The following is a 19,779-nucleotide window of genomic DNA, read 5'->3' as shown; positions in this document are numbered from 1 at the left end:
GGTCAGGGGTCAGCCGAATGGCCCGTTGAGCTGGACTACCTGCCAGTTGAGCACTCCGGCTGTGGTCACCCAGGCGAGATAGGGTAGCAGCAGCAGGGCTGCCCCCTTGGAAAAGCGCGCGCAAAACCAGATCAGCGCGGCAATCGACAGCCACAGCAGCAGCAACTCGTAGAACGCCAGGTCGGGCCGCTGCATGCGGAAGAAGAGGAAGCTCCACAGGATGTTGAGAAAGCCGTTGAGCGCGAACAGCCCGACCATGACCTCGGCATCGCGGCGCGTTTGCGCCGCCCGCCAGCCGACCACGGCGGCCAGCGCGATCAGCGCGAAAATCGCGGTCCAGATGATCCCGAACATGTAATCGGGCGGGGCCCATGCCGGTTGGACAAGACTGTAGTACCACTCGTCGAGAACGGTGATGGTGCTGCCGACCAGGGCGGTGATGATGGCAAAGGCCGCAGCGATCACGACCGGGAAAAAGGCGGCGCGATTCATCCGTGGACCGTCTTCAGCCCGAACAGATGCCCCAAATCCTTGAGGAAGATCTTCATGTGCGCGCGCGGCTCCCTTCGCACCAGTTCCTTGTTCATATAGGCTTCCCAGGTCAAGCGCTGCACGTCCGGATCGGCGCACATCTTGACGAAACGTTCGCGCCGCTTGTCGCTCGAGTACCAGAAATACTGCATCATCCCCAGGATCCAGAAGACCCGGCCATGCGCCTTCATGAAAGCCTTGCGCGCGCCTTTCAGCGCTGCCGGATTGCCGCTGGCAAGGAAGGCCGTGGCCGCAGTCGCCGCCATCCGGCCCGCTGTCATGGCGTAATAGATACCTTCGCCCGATGACGGCGCGACGACGCCGGCCGCATCGCCTGCGACAAGGACATTGCGGCCATTGTCCCACCGCTTGAGCGGCTTGAGCGGGATCGGCGCGCCTTCCTTGCGCAACGTCTTCCACTGGGTGAGGCCGATCTGTTCGCGCATCAGCCGGGTTGTCTCGCGCAAGGGGAAGCCCTTGTTGGCGCTGCCGAGGCCGATGCTGGCGGTCTTGCCGTGGGGGAAGATCCAGGCGTAGAAATCGGGCGAGAGGTGCCCCTGGTAATAAACGTCGCACCGGGTCGGATCGTAGTCCCCGGTGATGTCATCCGGCACGGCAACCACTTCGTGATAGGCAAAGACGCACTTCACCCTGCCGCCTCCGGGGATGCATTGCTCCGCCACTCTGGAACGCGCCCCGTCGGCACCGATGACGCAGCGCGCCGTTGCCGTCCTGACCCCCGATCCGCGATCGGCGCGATAGACGACCGTCGCGGTGCCGTCGGGATCGTCGAGCACCTGCTCCACCATTCCCGTGACCCGCCGGGCTCCGTTCTGTGTTGCGCGAGCACGTAACCACTCGTCGAAATGCTCGCGGTCGACCATGCCGACGAAGCCATCGCCCACGGGCATGGTGACGGTGTTGTTGGATGGCGCGATGATGCGGGCCGACTTGGCATGGGCCACCAGAAGGCTTTGCGGGATAGCGAAATCCTCGAGCAGGCGCGGCGGGACCGCTCCGCCGCAAGGCTTGATTCGCCCGGCCTTGTCGAGCAGCATGACCTTGTGTCCCGCGAGGGCGAGATCGTTCGCCGCGGTTGCGCCCGAAGGTCCGCCACCGACCACGATAACGTCGAAATCAGGATTGCGGCTCATGCGGTCAGGCCCTCCGGTTCGGGTGCGCGCACCAGGGTGGTGCCGGTCGCGACCAGCGCGGCGGCGAGGAACAGCAGGGCTTCGGTCGCGAACACCGCCTGGAAGGCTGCGCCGTCGCTGGCCATGAAGGCGCGGAGCTGGTCGACCAGCACTGCGCCGGCCAGCCCGCCGAGGCCGAAGGCAACGGCCTGCGCCGCGCCCCAAACACCCATGCGCGCGCCTTCGCCTGCACCGGCGCCCTTGCTGGCAAGGCCGAGCATCGCGCCGACAGCCGCGACTGCGAATATCCCGTTGGCGACGCCGAGCCCGAAGACGTTGGCGCGGAGCGGCCAGCCGTGTCCTTGCGTCGCCGCCATCGCCAGCCCGCCGAGCATGGCGGCGGAGCCGAGGCACCCCGCCACTATCCACAGCCGCATGTCCCGGCCGAAGCGGCGGGCATAGAGGCTGCCGCCCAGCCCGGCGAGCAGCATTCCTGCCAGTACTCCGCCGTGCTGGACGCTGGCGAGCTGCGTCGATTCCCCCGGCGTCATGGCGAACAGGAACCCGGCGAAGGGTTCGAGGATCAGGTCCTGCATGCTGTAGGCCAGCATGGAAAGGAACACGAAGAAAGTGAAGCGTCGCGCCTCCGGCTCGTGCCAGATCTGCCGCAGAGCTTCGGCGAAACCGAGCGCTCTGCCATCCGGCTTGGGCTGTTCAACCGGCGGCGTGTTGCGCTCGACATTGCGCAACGCCAGCATGGCGAGGGCAAAGGCACCCAGCACGACGAAGCTGGCGACGATCGCCAGCCGCGCTTCGCTGAACGGATCGAGGTTGGCGCCGGAAACGGCGGCGGCGATGACGATCCCTGCGACCATCATGGTCCAGCAGATCGCGGCAGCGGCCGGCTTGCGGGTCACCGAAGTGCGCGAAGCGAGCAGGGCCAGAAGCGCGGTTCCCGACATGCCGACGCCGAAGCCGATCAGGGTGAAGCCCGTGATCGCCACGAGCGCCGCCATGATGCCCGGGCTCGCCATCATCACCGTGGCATCGACCGCCAGCAGGGTTCCCAGCGCCAGCATGCCCAGGCCGCCGACGATCCATGGAGTTCGGCTATGCGAACGGTCGGAGGTGTGGCCCCACAGCGGACGCGTCAGCTGGACGGCATAGTGCCATGCGACCAAGGCCGCCGGGACTGCGGCAGCGACCCCGTATTCGACCACCATGACCCGGTTGAGCAGCGAAGTCGCCAGCATCACCATCGCCCCGATGGCGGCCTGCACCATGCCGAGCCGGACGATGCCGAACCAGCCGAGACCGTGCACTCCTGCCATCAGAAATATCCCCCCAGTCCGAGTGCCGAGGCCAGCATACCCAGGACATAGAGCAGCACGCCGGTTGCGTTGTACATCGGTGCGTAGCCTGCCGGATCGCGCAACAGGCGCGTCATGAAGTAAAGCTGGGCCGCCAGCAGGACTGTGACGATTGCGGCAGACAGCGCCATGCCCTGTGTCGCCAGCAGCACAATCACCGCCACTTGCGGCACTGTCATTGCGGCACAGGCGAGCAGCGCAGCCGGGCGTTCCCCCAGCACTACGGGAAGCGAGCGCAATCCGGTGGCGCGGTCGCCCGCTACCGCCTTGAAGTCGTTCAGAGTCATGATTCCGAAGGCACCCAGGCTGTATAACAGCAAGACGGCCAACACATTGGCGGCAGGCAGCCCGCCGACCATCACGCTGGTGCCGGTAAACCACGACAGCCCCTCATAGCTCAGCGCGCAGGCGAGCGGGCCGAGCCAGCCGCTTCGCTTGAGCCGGAAAGGCGACGAGGAATAGGCCCAGCCGAACAACAGGGCGACACCGGTCGCCAGCATCACCCATGGTCCCAATGCGGCGCCCAGCAGCAGTGATACCGCCGTGCCGAACAGCGCAATCCCAACCGGCCAGCGCCCGGGCACGCGGCCCGAGGGAATCGGGCGATCGGGCTCGTTGATCGCGTCGACATGCCGGTCGCACCAGTCGTTGATCACCTGGCTGGTCCCGCAGACCACGGGACCGGTCAGCGCGAGGCCGGCGACAAGGAACAGCCAGTTGGCGGGGATCGAGGCACCCGAGGCGACGACTCCGCAAAGGAAGGCCCACATCGGCGGGAACCATGTGACCGGTTTGGTCAGCTCGACGATGTCTCGCAGCGCCGGGGCACCGCTGAGAGGAGTCGGAAGAGCCGTCTCGGACATGGGTGGAAGCTACGCCTCGACCCCCGCAGTGTCAATTCGATTGGACAGTGAAACTGTCTCTCGAATCGAGACAGTTGGCGGGACGGAATCAGTCGCGCGGCTCCAGGTCGCCAAGCCCGTGGCGGTGCATCTTGGAATACAGGCTCTGGCGGCTGAGGCCGAGAACTTCGGCGGCAGAAGCACGATTGTCAGACGTGTGGATGAGCGCCGCTTCGATGCACATGCGTTCGATCAGGTCGGTACTTTCGCGGACGATTTCCTTGAGCGGCTTGCGCCCGACCAGTTCGGTCAGCTGTTCGACCGAACGAGGCATTTCCTCATCGCCTACGGGCAAGTCGCGCTCGCGTCGGGCGACGAGCCGGATCGAATAGCCGTAGAGCGGGCCATCCTGCTCGATCATCAGCGCGGAAATCTCGACCGGCTCCTCGAGACCGGTCAGATCGGTCACCACCGACGAGAAATTGCGCAGCGTGCCATGGTCACGCAACTGCTTGCGGATCAGGGCAAGGTCGACATCGGGCCGACCGATGAAGCGGGCCAGCGACTGGCCATAGAGCTGCTCCACAGTGCCGGCCTGGACCAGCTCCGCAAAGGCGCGGTTGGCGACGATGATCTCGTGCTTGGCATTGGCCAGTACGAAGGCATCGGGCATGTGCTCGACCGCCGCCAGCACATATCGATCGGCCTGCCGGGCCGGTAGCGCCTGAGCGCCGCCGTCGATGTTGACCAGCCACAACTGGCGGCCCGACTGGCGGAAGGTCGAAAGCGACAGGCGCACACTTTCCTGTTGCCCGGCGAGCCGAAGCTCGAGCGGCTCGACCGGGCTTCCGCGCGCGGTCGCGGCCCCGATATGGGTCAGCAGCCGGTCCCGGTCTTTCGGATCGACCAGCGAGGTCAGCGGCGAACCATCGAGGGCGCCTGCGGCGGCCCCGACCAGATCGTGCATGGCCCGGTTGGCCTGTTGCACTTCCAGCTTCGCAGCATCGGCAATAATGACCGGATAGGAAATGGTGTCGAACAGCAGGCGATAACGGGTCTCGGTCTGGCGCAGGGCGAGGTAATCGCGCTCCATCGATTGCTGGGTCTTGAGCAAGCGCTGCTGGAGTGTGGCCAGTGCCCGCATGTCCTGGCCGATGGCGATGGCCCAGCGGCCCGTTTTCGGACGGATCAGGCGATATTTGACCGGAATGTCTTCGCCGTCGTGGCGGTGGTTGACCTGGCGCCAGGTGCGGTCGCGCCCTTGCCGCGTGTCGAGCATACGCTCGATTTTCGGACGGCTTTCCGTGGTGACAGTGTCGACCCACTTCTGCCCGATCCAGCGGTTGGCCAGCGACTGGTCGTCCCCTGCAACGGAGATGTCGCGGACGATGTTGTATTCATCGATCGCCAGCATGATGTCACCGGCGCAATAGGCCAGTTCCATCACGTCGTCCTGGGCGAAATTACCGAACACTGCCTCTGGATCGGCGAATGGGATCCGGACGTCTTCGGATGTGGGTGCGTCCATGTTCCGCCTGTTCCCTACGACAGCGGGGAGGGAGCCTCGGCAACCGCCGAAACGAGAAAATTGGCCATTTCCAGCGCTGCCATGGCATCAGTCGCTGTCGCATCGGCACCGCACTGTACGGCCAGCTCCGGCTGCTCGTTGATCAGGCGGCCACCTACCATAACACGAATTCCCGGGTTGCTGGATACGGACCTGATCGAGCTGACCAGGCTGGAGAGCGCCGCCGTAGGGCAGTCATTGCTGACGGTCAATCCGACCAGGTCGAAGTGGCGACCGGCCAGTTTGCCAAGCAAATCCGAAGTGCTTGGCTCGATCAAGGGCTCCGCACTCCAGCCCGCGCGTTCGAAGCATTCGCATATCATCAGCGTGCCCAGGCTATGCTGGTCGCCCGGCATGGTAGAGAACAATGCCATACGCGGTCCCCGCCCCCGCGACGAAGTGTGGGGAACACGGTGGCCGAGCTCGCGCAACACTTCCTGGATGCGCCACAGCCCCATGGTGACATCGATGAAGTCGCGCTGGTCGTCTTCCCACATGGTGCCCAGCTTGCGGGCCGCAGGGGCCAACAAATCGACGTAGATATGTTCGACCGAGCTTCCGCGAGTGAGGCAGTCGTCGATGAAATCGAGCAGGGTTGCCGCTTCGCCGGCAATGGCGAGCTTGGCGAAGGCGGTGACATCGTCGTCGGATACGGGAAACAGCGTGTTGGCGGCATTCGCGGTGTTATGCGGTCCCGACCATGCCGGATGCCCCTGTTCCTTCTCATTGGCGAGCAGCCTGGGAATAACGAGCCTTTCGATCAGGGCGGACAGGTCGATGGGTTCCTCGACCACTGTCAGCCGGGCAACCTCCGGCCCGTGCGGCAGATCTTCACCAAGGTCCGGTTTCCAGAAACTCGAACGCCAGTCATCGAACCGGGTACGCAGCGCTGAAATTCCGAAGACGCTGGCCATCAGCAGACTCTCCCAGAGGTCTGGTCGGCGTGACATAACGTCGGCCAGGCAAGCGGCTCTTGCCGTCAAGCATGACTCGCAACCTATGTTACTTTTGCCGGCTTGGCAAACCTCCACTGTAAACTTTACCGAACGTCCAAAAAACTTGACACTTTCATCTGTCGAGGCGTAGCTTCCCGTCATAGAAATGCGGGAGAGTGCCACTGTCCTCTTGGGGACCTAGAACGCCGGCCAGTGGAGTCGGCACCCCGGCCCACTCGGCGGCTCCGGGAACAGCGCGGCCACTTTACACCCCGGCCCAGCGTGCCCGCCGCGACTCGACGATCTGGACATTGGTGCAGGGCATCCTCGCCCCCGTGCAATTCCTTGTTTTTGCGGTCAGCCTGGCGCTGGTGCTGCGCTTTCTGACGACGGGAGAAGGGGAGCAGGCGGCCGACATCTCGATCCTGCTCAAGACCGCTGTGCTCTACGCCATCATGATCACCGGCTCGATCTGGGAAAAGGTCGTGTTCGACGAATGGCTCTTCGCCGAGTCGTTTTTCTGGGAAGACGTCTTTTCGATGGCGGTGCTGGCGCTCCACACCGCCTATGTGCTGATGCTGTGGAACGGCTGGGGCACGGCCGAAACGCGCATGTTCGTCGCGCTCGCGGCCTATGCGACCTATGTGGTCAACGCTGTGCAGTTCCTGTGGAAACTTCGCATGGCGAGGCTCCAGTCCGAACCGGTGGTGGCCTTGGCATGAACGCTCCGGCCATCTTGCGAACCGCCGACACCGACGATTGCGCTCCAAGGGCGGACGGGGTCCTGCGCGAGAGGGGCCAGCGCGAAGTCTTCTGCGGACTGACCGGCATCGTCTGGCTGCACCGCAAGATGCAGGACGCCTTCTTCCTCGTGGTCGGCTCGCGCACCTGTGCCCATCTGATGCAGTCGGCGGCCGGCGTGATGATCTTCGCCGAACCGCGCTTCGCCACCGCGATCATGGAAGAGCGCGACCTCGCGGGTCTCGCCGATGCCAATGAAGAGCTCGACCGGATCGTCGACCAGCTGCTGGCCCGGCGGCCGGAGATCAAGGCGCTGTTCCTGGTCGGCAGCTGCCCGTCCGAGGTGATCAAGCTTGACTTGTCGAAAGCGGCCCAGCGGCTCAGCAGCAAGCATGCGCCGCGGGTGCGGGTGCTCAATTATTCGGGCAGCGGCATCGAGACGACCTTCACCGAAGGCGAGGATGCCTGCCTGACCGCGCTGGTGCCGGAAATGCCGGTGCTGGGGGCGGACGATCCGGCCAACCTTATCGTCGTCGGTTCGCTGCCGGATATCGTCGAGGACCAGTTTCGCCGCCTGTTTGCCGAGATCGGCATTGCCCGTGTGGCGAGCCTGCCGGAACGCAACATCGCCGACCTGCCCGGGGTGGGCCCCAACACCCGCTTCCTGCTGGCCCAGCCGTTCGACAACGAAACCGCCCACGCGCTCGAGCAGCGCGGCGCGATGCGGATCGATGCGCTGTTCCCGTTCGGGGTCGAGGGGACCACGGCATGGCTCCACGCCGCCGCTGCCGCTTTCGGGATCGATGCACGGCAAGTCGATGCGGTGATTGCCCCCTATCAGGACCGCGCCCGCACTGCGCTGGCCCACCACCGCGAGAAGCTGGCCGGCAAGTCGATTTTCTTCATGCCCGACTCGCAGTTGGAAGTGCCGCTGGCGCGGTTCCTCGCCACCGAGCTGGGCATGGTGCTGGCCGAAGTGGGCACGCCATACCTCCACCGCGCGCATCTGGCGCAGGAACTTGCCGCGCTGCCGGCCGGGGTCCAGCTCAGCGAAGGACAGGATGTCGAGAAGCAGCTTGACCGCGTGCGCGCCGCGCGTGCCGATCTGACCGTCTGCGGTCTCGGTCTTGCCAATCCGCTCGAAGCCGAAGGGCTATCGACCAAATGGGCGATCGAACTGGTTTTCTCGCCGATCCACGGCTTCGACCAGGCCGGGGATCTGGCCGAACTCTTCGCCCGCCCCCTGCGCCGCCGCGATCTGTTGAGGGTATAGCGATGCAGCTCGCCGTCTGGACCTATGAAGGACCTCCGCATGTCGGCGCGATGCGCGTGGCGACAGCGATGCGCGGCATTCACTACCTGCTCCACGCGCCGCAGGGCGATACCTATGCCGACCTGCTGTTCACCATGATCGAACGGCGCGGCAAGCGTCCGCCGGTGACTTACACCACGTTCCAGGCGCGCGATCTGGGCAAGGATACCTCGCAGCTGTTCCAGGACGCGGCGCGCGATGTGATCGAACGCTTCCAGCCCGATGCCATGCTGGTCGGCGCGAGCTGCACTGCCGAGCTGATCCAGGACGATCCGGCCGGTCTGGTCGAGAAGATGGGTCTGCCGATCCCGGTCGTGCCGCTGGAATTGCCGAGCTACCAGCGCAAGGAGCACTGGGGCGCGGCGGAAACGTTCTATCAGATCGTCCGCACGCTGGCGGACAAGGACCTGCGACCAAGCGATCCCGCAACGCGCCGCCCGCTCGTCAACTTGCTCGGCCCGACCGCGCTCGGCTTCCGCCACCGCGACGATATTGTCGAGGTCACCGGTCTGCTGGCTCAATTGGGCATCGATGTGAATGTCGTCGCTCCACTGGGCGCCGATGCCGCAGATATTGCCCGCCTTGGTGCGGCGGACTTCAACATCGTCATGTACCCCGAGACCGGCGATCTTGCAGCGGACTGGCTCAAGCGGACCTTCCGCCAGCCGGTCGTGCGCACTGTGCCGATCGGGGTCGGCGCAACCCAGGATTTCCTTCGCGAGGTCTCCAGCCTCGCCGGGGTCGACCCCGAGCAACTCCTCGCCCAAGGGCTCTCCCGCCTGCCGTGGTGGAGCCGGTCGGTCGACTCCAACTATCTCACCGGCAAGCGGGTTTTCATCTTCGGTGATGGCACCCATGCCGTGGCCGCGGCGCGGATCGCGCATAAGGAGCTGGGCTTCAAGGTCTGCGGCCTCGGCTGCTATAACCGCGAATATGCCCGCGATGTCCGCGCAATGGCAGAGAAGCTGGGCCTCACCGCGCTGATCACCGACGATCATCTCGCGGTCGAAACGGCCATCGGCGAGGCGCAGCCCGAGCTGGTGCTGGGCACGCAGATGGAACGGCACATCGCCAAGCGGCTGGGCGTCCCCTGTGCGGTGATTTCCTCGCCGGTGCATGTGCAGGATTTCCCTGCCCGCCACTCGCCGCAGATGGGTTTCGAAGGCGCCAATGTGATCTTCGACGACTGGGTCCATCCGCTGGTGATGGGGCTCGAAGAGCACCTGCTGACCATGTTCAGCGATGACTTCGAATTCAACGACGGGGCGGGGCCATCGCATCTGGGGCCGGGACACGCCAAGCCTGCCATCGAAGTTCCCGCCGAACCCGCCAACGACACCGCCGTGTGGAGCGAGGATGCCGAGCGCGAACTGAAGAAGATCCCGTTCTTCGTGCGCGGCAAGGCGCGGCGCAACACCGAACTCTTTGCAGCCGAACAGGGCATGGCGCGGATCGAGCTGGCGACCCTCTACGAAGCGAAGGCGCATTATGCCCGGTAAGCGCGCCCCTTCCGTTCGCGTGGTCATTGTCACGCTGGACAACCACCTCGCTGGTGCGGTCGAGCGGGCCAACCAGCGGTTGGCGGCGGACAATGTCAGCATCGGGCTCTATGCCGCCTCGGACTGGGACCGCGATCCTACCGTGCTGGAGAGGGCCAAGGCCGATGTGGCGCGGGCAGATATCGTCATCGCCACCATGCTGTTTCTCGAGGATCACGTCCGTGCGATCCATCCTGCGCTGCTGGCACGGCGTGAAGAGTGCGACGCGATGGTCGGGCTGATGTCGGCTTCCGACGTGGTCAAGCTGACCCGGCTCGGCGGTTACCGCATGGACAAGCCGGCCAAGGGGCCGCTGGCGCTGCTCAAGAAGCTGCGCGGCTCCTCCAAACCTGGCGCGAGTTCCGGCGCAGGGCAGATGAAGATGCTGCGCCGCCTGCCCAAGATCCTCCGCTTCATCCCCGGCGCGGCACAGGACGTGCGGCAGTATTTCCTGACCCTGCAATACTGGCTGGCCGGTTCGGACGACAATGTCGTCGACATGGTCCGCGGCCTGATCGACCGTTATGCTGCGGGCGAGCGCACCACTCTCAGGGGTACCATGACCGCGCAGCCGCCGCGCGATTACCCCGAGGTCGGGGTCTATCACCCGCGCATGAAGGGGCTGATGGCGGAGGATGCCGCCGCCCTGCCTAAGGTCAAGCAAGCCAACGGCACCGTCGGCGTGCTGATGCTGCGGTCCTACCTGCTCGGGCGCGACAGCGGGCACTATGACGGCATGATCGAGGCGCTCGAAGCTGAGGGGCTGCAAGTCATTCCCGCCTTCGCCAACGGGCTCGATGCCCGCCCGGCGATCGATCGGTACTTCGTCAAGGACGGCGTGTGCCAGGTCGATGCAGTCATCAACCTGACCGGCTTCTCGCTGGTTGGCGGCCCGGCTTACAACGATGTCGATGCAGCGGTGGAAACGCTCACCGCGCTCGATGTGCCCTATATCGCGGCGCACCCGATCGAGTTCCAGTCGCTCGAAAGCTGGGGCGAGAGCCGCCAGGGTCTGCTGCCGCTCGAAACCACCATGATGCTGGCGATCCCCGAACTCGACGGGGCCATCGTGCCATCGGTGTTCGGCGGGCGGTCGGATTTCGCCGCCGAGGGCACCCGCGCCATGCGTGCCTGCCCCGAGCGCGCCGGGGCGCTGGCGCGCAAGGTCGGCCGCCTGATCGCCAATCGCAAGCGCGTGCGGGCCGAGCGCAAGCTCGCGGTGGTGATCTTCAACTTCCCGCCCAATGCCGGGGCGACCGGCAGCGCGGCGCATCTGGCGGTGTTCGAATCGCTCCATGCCACGCTCACCCGGCTGGCGGGTGAAGGCTATGCCGTCGACTTGCCCGAGAGCGTCGAGGCACTGCGCCGCGCGATCATCGAAGGCAATGCCGAACAATACGGCGCCGACGCCAATGTTGCCGCCTTCATCGCCGCCGACGACCATGTCCGCGCCGAACCCTTCCTCAAGCAGATCGAGGCCCAATGGGGCCCCGCCCCCGGCCGCCAGCAGAGCGACGGGCAGGCGATCCATGTCTATGGTGCGCGCTTCGGCAATGTCTTCGTCGGCGTGCAGCCTGCGTTCGGCTACGAAGGCGACCCGATGCGGCTGCTGTTCGAAGGCGGCTTCACCCCGACCCATGCCTTCAGCGCTTTCTACCGTTACCTGCGGCAGGATTTCGGGGCCGATGCGGTGCTGCATTTCGGCACCCATGGCGCGCTGGAGTTCATGCCCGGCAAGCAGGCGGGGCTGAGCGGCGACTGCTGGCCCGAGCGGTTGCTGGGCGATCTGCCGAACTTCTACCTCTACGCCTCCAACAACCCGTCCGAAGGGATCATCGCCAAGCGGCGTTCGGGTGCGACGCTGGTCAGCTATCTCACGCCGCCGCTGGCCGAGGCCGGGCTCAACAAGGGCTTCGGCGAGCTGAAAGCCCTGGTCGAACGCCAGCGCACCAGCGAGGACGTGAGCGAGCGCGCCGAGCTAGCCGCGATGATTGCCGACCAGTGCGCCGCGCTCGACATCGAACTGGGCGATATCGCCACGCTCGCGGGCCGCATCTACGAGATCGAGCGCGAGCTGATCCCGCACGGCCTGCACGTCATCGGCGCGAAACTCGAGGGTCAGGAACGCGAAGAGCTGATTGCGGCCATGCTTGCCGCCACGCCTGCGCTCGACCGGGCGGAGCTCGAAGCGAAGCTCGACGCCAATGACGAACTCGGCGCGCTCGTCCGCGCACTCGACGGGCGCTATGTCCAGCCTGCTCCGGGCGGCGACCTGCTGCACAATGCCGACGTCTTGCCGACCGGTCGCAACCTCCACGGTTTCGATCCCTTCCGCATCCCCAGCCGATTCGCCTGCAAGCAGGGCGCGGCGCAGGCCGAACAGCTGCTGGCGCGCCACCTTGCAGGAGGTGCGGCCATGCCGGAAAGCATCGCCATGGTGCTGTGGGGCACCGACAACCTCAAGAGCGAAGGCAGCCAGATTGCGCAAGCGATGGCGCTGATCGGCGCGCGCCCGCGCTTCGACGACTACGGCCGCCTCGCGGGCGCGGAGCTGATCCCGCTGGAGGAACTGGGCCGCCCCCGCATCGACGTGGTGGTGACGCTGTCGGGTATTTTCCGCGACCTGCTGCCGCTCCAGACACGCATGATCGCCGAGGCCAGCTGGCTCGCCACCATGGCCGAGGAGCCGGAAGAGCAGAACTTCGTTCGCAAGCACAGCCTGGCGCATATGGCCAAGCACGAGTGCGACCTCGAAACCGCATCGCTGCGGGTCTTCTCCAACGCGGAAGGGGCCTATGGCGCCAATGTCAACCAGCTGATCGACAGCGGAGCCTGGGCGGATGCCGACGAGCTGGCCGACATGTTCGAGACCCACAAGGGCTATGCCTATGGCCGCCGGGGCGCGCCGGTGCAGCGCCGCGATCTGCTCGCGAGCGAACTCGCCAGTGTCGAGCTGACCTACCAGAATCTCGAGTCGGTCGAACTCGGCGTCACCGATATCGACCATTACGTCGATGGCCTCGGCGCGATGAGCCGCGCGGTGGCCAAGGCGCGGGGCACCGCCACCCCGGTCTATGTCGTCGATGCCACCCAAGGGCAGGCCAAGGTCCGTACGCTGGGTGAGCAGATCGATCTCGAAACCCGCACCCGCATGCTCAACCCCAAGTGGTTCGAAGGCATGCTCAAGCACGGCTTCGAAGGCGTGCGCCAGATCGAAGGCCATGTGACCAACACCATGGGCTGGTCGGCCACCACAGGCAGCGTTTCGCCCTGGGTCTATCAGCAGATCAGCGAGACCTTCGTGCTCGACGATGCGATGCGTGCCCGCCTGGCTCAGCTCAATCCCAAATCCTCCGCCCGCGTGGCTGAGCGTCTGCTCGAAGCCACCGAACGCGAGCTGTGGAGCCCCGATGCCGCAACCCTGGCTGCCCTCAAGGCCGCCGCCAACGATCTCGAAGACCGGCTCGAAGGGCTGGTCTCGGCCGAATGAAAGAGGTGACACCATGACGCTACTCGATGGCAAGGATGCCCCCCCGGATGGCGAAGGCAGCGTCCAGGTCGCGCTCGATCCGGCCGACGAAATCAGGGGGGCCAAGGTCTTCGCGGTCTATGGCAAGGGCGGGATCGGCAAGTCGACCACTTCGTCGAACCTCTCCGCCGCCTTTTCGCGGCTCGGGCACCGGGTGTTGCAGATCGGCTGCGATCCCAAGCATGACAGCACCTTCACACTGACCAAGAAAATGATGCCGACGGTGATCGACGTGCTGGAGCAGGTCGATTTCCATGCCGAGGAACTGCGCACCGAAGACTTCATGTTCGAAGGCTACAACGGGGTAATGTGCGTCGAGGCGGGCGGCCCGCCGGCGGGCACCGGCTGCGGCGGCTATGTCGTCGGCCAGACGGTCAAGCTGCTCAAGCAGCATCATCTGCTGGAAGACACCGATGTGGTGATCTTCGATGTGCTGGGGGATGTCGTCTGCGGCGGCTTTGCCGCGCCCTTGCAGCATGCCGATGCCGCCATCGTCGTGGCTGCCAATGATTTCGACAGCATCTTCGCGATGAACCGGATCGTGGCGGCCATCAACGCCAAGGCCAAGAACTACAACGTCAAGCTGGCCGGGGTGGTCGCCAACCGCTCGGCCCAGACCGACGAGATCGACCGCTTCTCCGACGCTATCGGCATGCGGCGGCTGGCGCATTTCAAGGATCTCGACGCGATCCGCCGCAGCCGGCTGAAGAAGTGCACCCTGTTCGAAATGGACGACAGCCCCGAGGTCGAAGCCGCGCGCGAGGAATACATGAACCTTGCCCGCAAGCTGTGGGCCGGGGTCGAACCGCTCGCAGCGCAGCCAATGAAGGACCGCGACATCTTCGACTTCCTGGGGTTCGAATGATGGCCACGCAAGCTGCACCGACCCGCTACGATCACCAGCGCGAAAAGCTCGCCGCCTATTTCGACGGCACCGCGCGCAAGGCGTGGATCGATCTCACCTCCGATGCCAAGGTCAGCGGCATCCGCGCCACGGTGCGGGCCGGGCGCGACCGGATGCGCGCGACCCTGGTCGGCTGGCTGCCGCCCGACCTGCGCCGCCAGCGTGTGCTCGATGCCGGATGCGGCACGGGGGCGCTCAGCGTCGATGTCGCCTGTCTCGGGGCCGAGGTCACCGGGATCGATATCGCCGGCGGGTTGGTCGAGATCGCCGCCAGGCGCGCGCCGGGTTTCCTCGGCCATGGCCGGATCGACTGGCATGTCGGCGACATGCTCGATCCCGCGCTGGGCAGATTTGCGCATGTGGTGGCGATGGATTCGTTGATCCACTACCGCGCGGAGGACCTGGTCGCGACGCTCGAGCAAATGGCGACGCGCTGTCATGGCTCGATCCTGTTCACCTTCGCGCCGCACACACCGCTGCTCGGTGCGATGCACACCGCCGGCAAGCTGTTCCCGCGCGGCAACCGGTCGCCCGCCATCGTGCCGATTGCGGAACGCGACTTGCGCCGCCGTCTGACGCGACTGGCGGGCTGGAAGATCGGTCGGACGATGCGGATCTCGAGCGGCTTCTACACCTCGCAAGCGATGGAGCTGGTGAAACGCTGATGGCTGACACTGGCCGCCTTGCTGCAAACTGGACCCGGGTGGCGACATCCTGGCTGCCGTTTGCGGATGCGGCCAGCGCCAGCCTGCCTCTCTCGCGCATCCTGCGGCTGGCGCTGTTCCAGGTCAGCGTGGGGCTGGCGGTGGTGCTGCTCAACGGCACGCTCAACCGGGTGATGATCGTCGAGCTGGGCACGCCGAGCTGGATCATCGCCCTGCTGATCGCGCTGCCGCTGGTGGTGGCCCCGTTCCGGGCACTGATCGGGCACAAGAGCGACACCCACAAATCGATCCTCGGCTGGCGGCGGGTGCCCTATATCTGGTTCGGCACGCTGGCGCAGTTCGGCGGCCTGGCGATCATGCCTTTCGCGCTGGTGCTGCTGTCGCGGCCCGATACCTTGCCGATTGGTCTCGCCGCTGCCTGCGCCGCTTTCCTGCTGACCGGGGGGGGGATGCATGTGGTGCAGACCGCCGGGCTGGCGCTGGCGACCGACATTGCCCCGGAGGACAAGCGCCCGGCCGTGGTCGCGCTGCTCTATGTCATGCTGCTGGTCGGCATGATGCTGGCTGCGCTCAGCATGGGGCAATTGCTGGCCGACTACAGCCACACCCGGCTGATTCAGGTGATCCAGGGCGCGGCAGGGCTGACCATGCTGCTCAACATTGCCGCACTGTGGAAGCAGGAAGCGCGCAATTCGGCGCTCGCCGCAGGGGACGTCATCCGGGCCGGCTTTGCCGAGCAATGGCGTGCTTTCACCGGACAGCCGCATGCGCCGCGTCTGCTGGCGGCCATCGGTCTCGGGGCGATGGCATTCTCGATGCAGGATGCGCTGCTCGAACCCTATGGCGGGGAAATTCTCGGCCTGTCGGTCGGCGCGACCACCAGCCTGACCGGGGCCTGGGCCCTGGGCGCGCTCGTTGCCTTCGCGCTCTGCGCCCACCGCATGCAGGGCGGAGCCGACCCGCTGCGGCTTGCCGGTTATGGCGCGGCCATCGGGATCGCGGCTTTCCTGATGACTCTGTTCGCCGCCCCGCTGGCGTCGCCCGTGCTGCTGTTCGCAGGGGCTGCCACCATCGGCTTTGGCACGGGGCTGTTCTCGGTCGGCACCATGATTGCGGCCATGAGCCTCGCGCGCGACGGCGCAGCGGGCATGGCGCTGGGCGCATGGGGGGCGGTGCAGGCCAGCGCCGCCGGTCTCGGAATCGCGCTGGGCGGCATCATTCGCGATGCCATTGGCACCACGCTCCACAGCCCATCGACACTGGCCGATCGGGCGACTGGATACGGTGCGGTCTACGCGCTGGAGATCGCCTTGCTGGTGTTCACGCTGATTGTTCTCGGGCCGGTCGTCGGGCGGCTCAGGAATCCTGCGGATCCCGACAACAAGAATGCCTCCGCGCGTTTCGCGGTGACCGAATTCCCGACCTGACGGCCGGAACGAAGAAGGAGAGTTGAGATGAAGGATTTCAACATAGTCCAGTACGATCTGGCGGCAATTGCGATGGTGCTGTTCGCCGGGTTTTTCCTGGCACTGCTCGTCTATCTCCGGCGCGAGGATCGCCGCGAAGGCTATCCGCTGGAGGATGAGGTCACAGGCCGCGTCGATACGCCTGGAGGTATCCTGCACAGCGATAGCCCCAAGACCTTCCTCATGCCGCATGGCCGCGGCACGGTGACGACGCCCACCAAGGGCCGCGAAAAGGTCGATGTTGCGGGCAAGCGGACATTCGCCTCGGGCGGCGCGCCTTACTATCCGACCGGCAACCCGCTCGAAGACGGCCTCGGCCCGGCAGCCTGGGCCGACCGTGCCAAGCATGCCGACCTCGACGCCGAAGGGCGCAACCGGATCGTGCCGATTGCTCTTGCCACCGGTGTCGGGGTGCATCGCAAGGATGCCGATCCGCGCGGCATGAGCGTGATCGGGGCCGACGGGGCCAAGGCGGGGACCGTGACCGACCTGTGGGTCGACCGGGCCGAGAACCAGGTCCGCTATCTCGAAGTCGATACGGGCATGAAGAAAGTGCTCGCGCCGATGGGCATGGCCAAGGTTCAGGGCAAGGTCGGCCGGGTGGTGATCGATGCGATCAATGCCGGCCAGTTCGCCGCCGCGCCGGTGCCCGAGGCCGCCGATACGATCACGCTGTACGAGGAAGAGCGCATCGTGGCCTATTTCGGCGGTGGCTACCTCTACGCCAACCGCGCCCGGCAGGAGCCGCTGATATGAGCGAGTACGACCACGAACCGGTGCGCGGGCTTCCTGGCGAGCTCCCGCCCGGCGAAGCGATCCTGTGGCAGGGGGAACCCGAATGGCGAACCCTGGTGACCTCGGCGCTGCATGTGCGGCTGGTGGCGCTCTACTTCGCCGCTCTGCTGGTGTGGTCGCTGGCGACCGGCGCCAGGACGACCGCGGGGACGCTGGCCGTATCGGCCGTGCTGGTGCTGGGGCTGGCGGCGCTGTTCCTCTGGGGTGTGCACCGGACCACGGTCTATACGCTGACCAACAAGCGGATCGTGCTGCGGATCGGGGTCGCGCTCAACAAGTGCATCAATATCCCGCTGAGCGAAATCGAAAGCGCCGACCTCAAGCCGCTTGGCGGCGGCAAGGGCAGCATCGTGCTGCACCTCAAGGGCATGCCCCGGCTCGGCTACCTGATGCTGTGGCCGCACGCCCGGTCGCTCCGCATCTTCCGGCCGCAGCCGATTCTGCGGGCGATTCCGGATGCAGCGGCGGTGGCGAAGCAGCTGTTCGACGCGGTGCGGCAGGTTCAGCCAATTGTGCAGGCCGATAACACAGCTTCCGGACCGGCGCTGGAGGGCTACCCGGCATGAGCCACGCCCATCACCACGACCCGACCGTTCCCAAGGAAGCGCTGATCGGCGCCGCGGCGCTGCTTGCCTGCGTCCTTGCCCTGACCGGCGCGGTTTCGTGGGGTTTCCTGCCGCAAGAGGCCAACCCGCAGCTCCAGCGCGCCGCAGCGCAGGTGCAACCTGCGCTTCAGAGGAGCTTGCGGTTCGAGGATCGCGCCGATGGAGCTGTGGTCGTAACCGACGCTGCCAACGGCGCGGTGGTCAAGGTCATCGGCTTTGGCGAGGAAGGCTTCACTCGCGCCACGATCCGTCGCCTCGCCAAACTGCGCAAGAAGATCGGCCTCGGGCCCGAGGCTCCCTTCATCCTCACCAAATGGCAGAACGGGGCGTTGTCATTGACCGATCCCAGCACTGGCGAGAGCGCCGAGTTGCAAGGCTACGGTCCCGATCACACCGCCAATTTCGCGTCGCTGCTACAGGGGGTTGGCGAATGACCGGCCTGTTCTACAGCACCGCCTTCGAAACGGGCTGCCGGATCGAGATCGAGCAGAGCCCGGATCACTTCCACGCGCATGTGAAGCTCGACGGAGACGTTCCGATCTATCCCGGCGACCAGGTGCAGGTCCACGGCGCGCCGGTCACTGTGGCATTCGGCGAGAAGCTGAGTTTCGAGCGCACCGCCACTGTCCGCCGCGCAGCCCCGCTGCGCCGGGCGTGGACCAAGCTCGCCAGCTATTTCGAGCTCGGTGAACTCTACGAAGTCAGCTTCAATCCAGGGAGGCTCAGATGAACGCCCATAGCAAGGTGGCCGCGGCTGCCGGTGATAAACCGGACACCATGGCCATCGCCACGCAGGACACCGTCCTCGCGCCGCGTTTCTACACCACCGATTTCGCCGCGATGGACCGGATCGATGTGTCATCGGTGCGGGCCGAGTGGGAATCGCTGATGACCGAGATGGAAGGCGATCCCAACAAGCGCCACTTCAAGAAGACGCCGGAATTCGACGGCGTGATCGAAGGGCTCGAACCCGAGTTGCGCAAGGAGTTCATCGATTTCCTGGCCAGCTCGCTGACTTCGGAATTCTCCGGCTGCATACTCTATGCCGAAATCGCCCGGCGGACGAAGAACCCCGACATGAAGCGATTGTTCAAGCTGCTCGCCCGCGACGAGAGCCGCCACGCCGGCTTCATCAACGAGACGCTCAAAGGTGCGGGCATCGGCATCGACCTCAGCTTCCTGACCAAGGCCAAGAAATACACCTTCTTCAAACCGAAGTTCATTTTCTACGCGGTCTATCTGTCGGAAAAGATCGGTTACGCCCGCTACATCACCATCTACCGCGAACTGGGCAAGCGGCCGGAGAACAAGTTCCACCCGATCTTCGACTGGTTCCACGACTGGTGCAACGACGAGTTCCGCCACGGCGAGGCCTTCGCGCTGCTTATGCGGGCCGATCCCAAGCTGCTGACCGGCCTCAACAAGCTGTGGATCCGCTTCTTCCTGCTGTCGGTTTACGCCACCATGTATGTGCGCGATCACAACCGGCCCGAGTTCCACAAGGCGCTGGGGATTCATCCGGCCGAATACGGCTACAAGGTCTTCTCGATCTGCACCGAAATCAGCCGCCAGGTCTTTCCGGTCGAGCTCGACACCGACGATCCGCGCTTCCGCCGGGCGATGGAGGACCTGCGCCTCGCGTCCGACCGGATCGAGGACGCCAAGGCACGCGGCGGAATCGCCGGTCGCATCGACAGGCTCGCGGGCATGGCCAGCGCCGGGAGGGCCTTCGCCCGCATGTTCTTCCTGCGCCCCAAACCCAACCAGCTTCCCGCGACGATCCGGATGCAGCCCGCGTGGTAGGCGAGAGCGGCCTTTTGCTACCCTTCGTTGTGGTGACGGCGCT

The 19,779-nt window shown here is 65.6% G+C and carries 18 protein-coding genes; 12 read left to right on the top strand and 6 right to left on the bottom strand.

All coding sequences use genetic code 11. The annotated features are described in order from the left end of the window. Window positions 1-9 precede the first annotated feature (9 nt). The 6 genes from LY632_RS00420 to LY632_RS00395 all read right to left on the bottom strand — a co-directional run bounded on the left by LY632_RS00420 (window position 10) and on the right by LY632_RS00395 (window position 6,357). A complete protein-coding gene (locus tag LY632_RS00420; protein WP_234091858.1) occupies window positions 10-492 on the bottom strand; it encodes a TspO/MBR family protein in 483 nt (160 codons plus the stop codon). Then, complete coding sequence (locus LY632_RS00415) at window positions 489-1,685, bottom strand: geranylgeranyl diphosphate reductase (protein ID WP_234091857.1); 1,197 nt, start codon at window positions 1,683-1,685, stop codon at window positions 489-491. The genes LY632_RS00420 and LY632_RS00415 overlap by 4 nt, the downstream gene beginning before the upstream one ends. Next, complete coding sequence (locus tag LY632_RS00410) at window positions 1,682-2,995, bottom strand: BCD family MFS transporter (RefSeq protein ID WP_234091856.1); 1,314 nt, start codon at window positions 2,993-2,995, stop codon at window positions 1,682-1,684. The genes LY632_RS00415 and LY632_RS00410 overlap by 4 nt, the downstream gene beginning before the upstream one ends. Further along, entirely contained in the window at window positions 2,995-3,897 is a 903-nt protein-coding gene (chlG, locus tag LY632_RS00405) for a chlorophyll synthase ChlG (RefSeq protein WP_234091855.1), read from the bottom strand. Before chlG ends, LY632_RS00410 begins: the two co-directional genes overlap by 1 nt. Window positions 3,898-3,985: 88 nt before the next feature. Then, window positions 3,986-5,404, bottom strand: coding sequence for a transcriptional regulator PpsR (gene ppsR / locus LY632_RS00400; RefSeq protein ID WP_234091854.1), 1,419 nt, complete (start codon window positions 5,402-5,404; stop codon window positions 3,986-3,988). Window positions 5,405-5,418: 14 nt separating this feature from the next. Next, a complete protein-coding gene (locus LY632_RS00395) occupies window positions 5,419-6,357 on the bottom strand; it encodes a B12-binding domain-containing protein (RefSeq protein WP_234091853.1) in 939 nt (312 codons plus the stop codon). A gap of 335 nt (window positions 6,358-6,692) precedes the next feature. On the opposite strand from LY632_RS00395, the gene bchF reads away from it, so the two are divergent. Genes bchF through acsF form a run of 12 tightly spaced genes read left to right on the top strand, consistent with a single transcriptional unit; the run spans window position 6,693 to window position 19,736 of the window. Further along, window positions 6,693-7,100, top strand: coding sequence for a 2-vinyl bacteriochlorophyllide hydratase (bchF, locus tag LY632_RS00390; RefSeq protein ID WP_370636547.1), 408 nt, complete (start codon window positions 6,693-6,695; stop codon window positions 7,098-7,100). Further along, window positions 7,097-8,392: a ferredoxin:protochlorophyllide reductase (ATP-dependent) subunit N gene (locus LY632_RS00385; protein WP_234091852.1), complete on the top strand. Its 1,296-nt coding sequence runs from the start codon at window positions 7,097-7,099 to the stop codon at window positions 8,390-8,392. Before bchF ends, LY632_RS00385 begins: the two co-directional genes overlap by 4 nt. Window positions 8,393-8,394: 2 nt before the next feature. After that, window positions 8,395-9,930, top strand: a complete 1,536-nt coding sequence (gene bchB / locus LY632_RS00380) for a ferredoxin:protochlorophyllide reductase (ATP-dependent) subunit B (protein WP_234091851.1) — start codon at window positions 8,395-8,397, stop codon at window positions 9,928-9,930. Next, window positions 9,920-13,459 (top strand): magnesium chelatase subunit H, encoded by a 3,540-nt coding sequence (gene bchH, locus LY632_RS00375; RefSeq protein WP_234091850.1) that lies wholly within the window; start codon window positions 9,920-9,922, stop codon window positions 13,457-13,459. Before bchB ends, bchH begins: the two co-directional genes overlap by 11 nt. Before the next feature lie 13 nt (window positions 13,460-13,472). Next, window positions 13,473-14,363 (top strand): ferredoxin:protochlorophyllide reductase (ATP-dependent) iron-sulfur ATP-binding protein, encoded by an 891-nt coding sequence (gene bchL, locus LY632_RS00370; protein ID WP_234091849.1) that lies wholly within the window; start codon window positions 13,473-13,475, stop codon window positions 14,361-14,363. Next, window positions 14,363-15,067 (top strand): magnesium protoporphyrin IX methyltransferase, encoded by a 705-nt coding sequence (gene bchM / locus LY632_RS00365; RefSeq protein ID WP_234093266.1) that lies wholly within the window; start codon window positions 14,363-14,365, stop codon window positions 15,065-15,067. The genes bchL and bchM overlap by 1 nt, the downstream gene beginning before the upstream one ends. Beyond that, window positions 15,067-16,494 carry a BCD family MFS transporter gene (locus LY632_RS00360; RefSeq protein WP_234091848.1) on the top strand — a complete coding sequence of 476 codons (1,428 nt, stop codon included), beginning with the start codon at window positions 15,067-15,069 and terminating at the stop codon, window positions 16,492-16,494. Before bchM ends, LY632_RS00360 begins: the two co-directional genes overlap by 1 nt. A 27-nt stretch (window positions 16,495-16,521) precedes the next feature. Further along, window positions 16,522-17,289, top strand: a complete 768-nt coding sequence (gene puhA / locus LY632_RS00355; RefSeq protein ID WP_234091847.1) for a photosynthetic reaction center subunit H — start codon at window positions 16,522-16,524, stop codon at window positions 17,287-17,289. Beyond that, window positions 17,286-17,894, top strand: a complete 609-nt coding sequence (gene puhB, locus LY632_RS00350) for a photosynthetic complex putative assembly protein PuhB (protein WP_234091846.1) — start codon at window positions 17,286-17,288, stop codon at window positions 17,892-17,894. The genes puhA and puhB overlap by 4 nt, the downstream gene beginning before the upstream one ends. Beyond that, entirely contained in the window at window positions 17,891-18,367 is a 477-nt protein-coding gene (gene puhC / locus LY632_RS00345; RefSeq protein WP_234091845.1) for a photosynthetic complex assembly protein PuhC, read from the top strand. Before puhB ends, puhC begins: the two co-directional genes overlap by 4 nt. Then, on the top strand, window positions 18,364-18,663 hold the full coding sequence (locus LY632_RS00340) for a hypothetical protein (RefSeq protein ID WP_234091844.1): 300 nt from the start codon (window positions 18,364-18,366) through the stop codon (window positions 18,661-18,663). Before puhC ends, LY632_RS00340 begins: the two co-directional genes overlap by 4 nt. Next, the gene (gene acsF, locus LY632_RS00335; RefSeq protein ID WP_234091843.1) at window positions 18,660-19,736 is read left to right on the top strand and encodes a magnesium-protoporphyrin IX monomethyl ester (oxidative) cyclase; all 1,077 of its coding nucleotides are present in this window, start codon (window positions 18,660-18,662) and stop codon (window positions 19,734-19,736) included. Before LY632_RS00340 ends, acsF begins: the two co-directional genes overlap by 4 nt. The last annotated feature ends 43 nt before the right edge of the window (window positions 19,737-19,779 follow it).

This window comes from Erythrobacter sp. SDW2 (assembly GCF_021431965.1).
Lineage (GTDB): Bacteria > Pseudomonadota > Alphaproteobacteria > Sphingomonadales > Sphingomonadaceae > Parerythrobacter.
The sequence above is the reverse complement of the archived record's forward strand: the minus strand, read 5'-3'. Positions and strand labels throughout refer to the sequence as shown.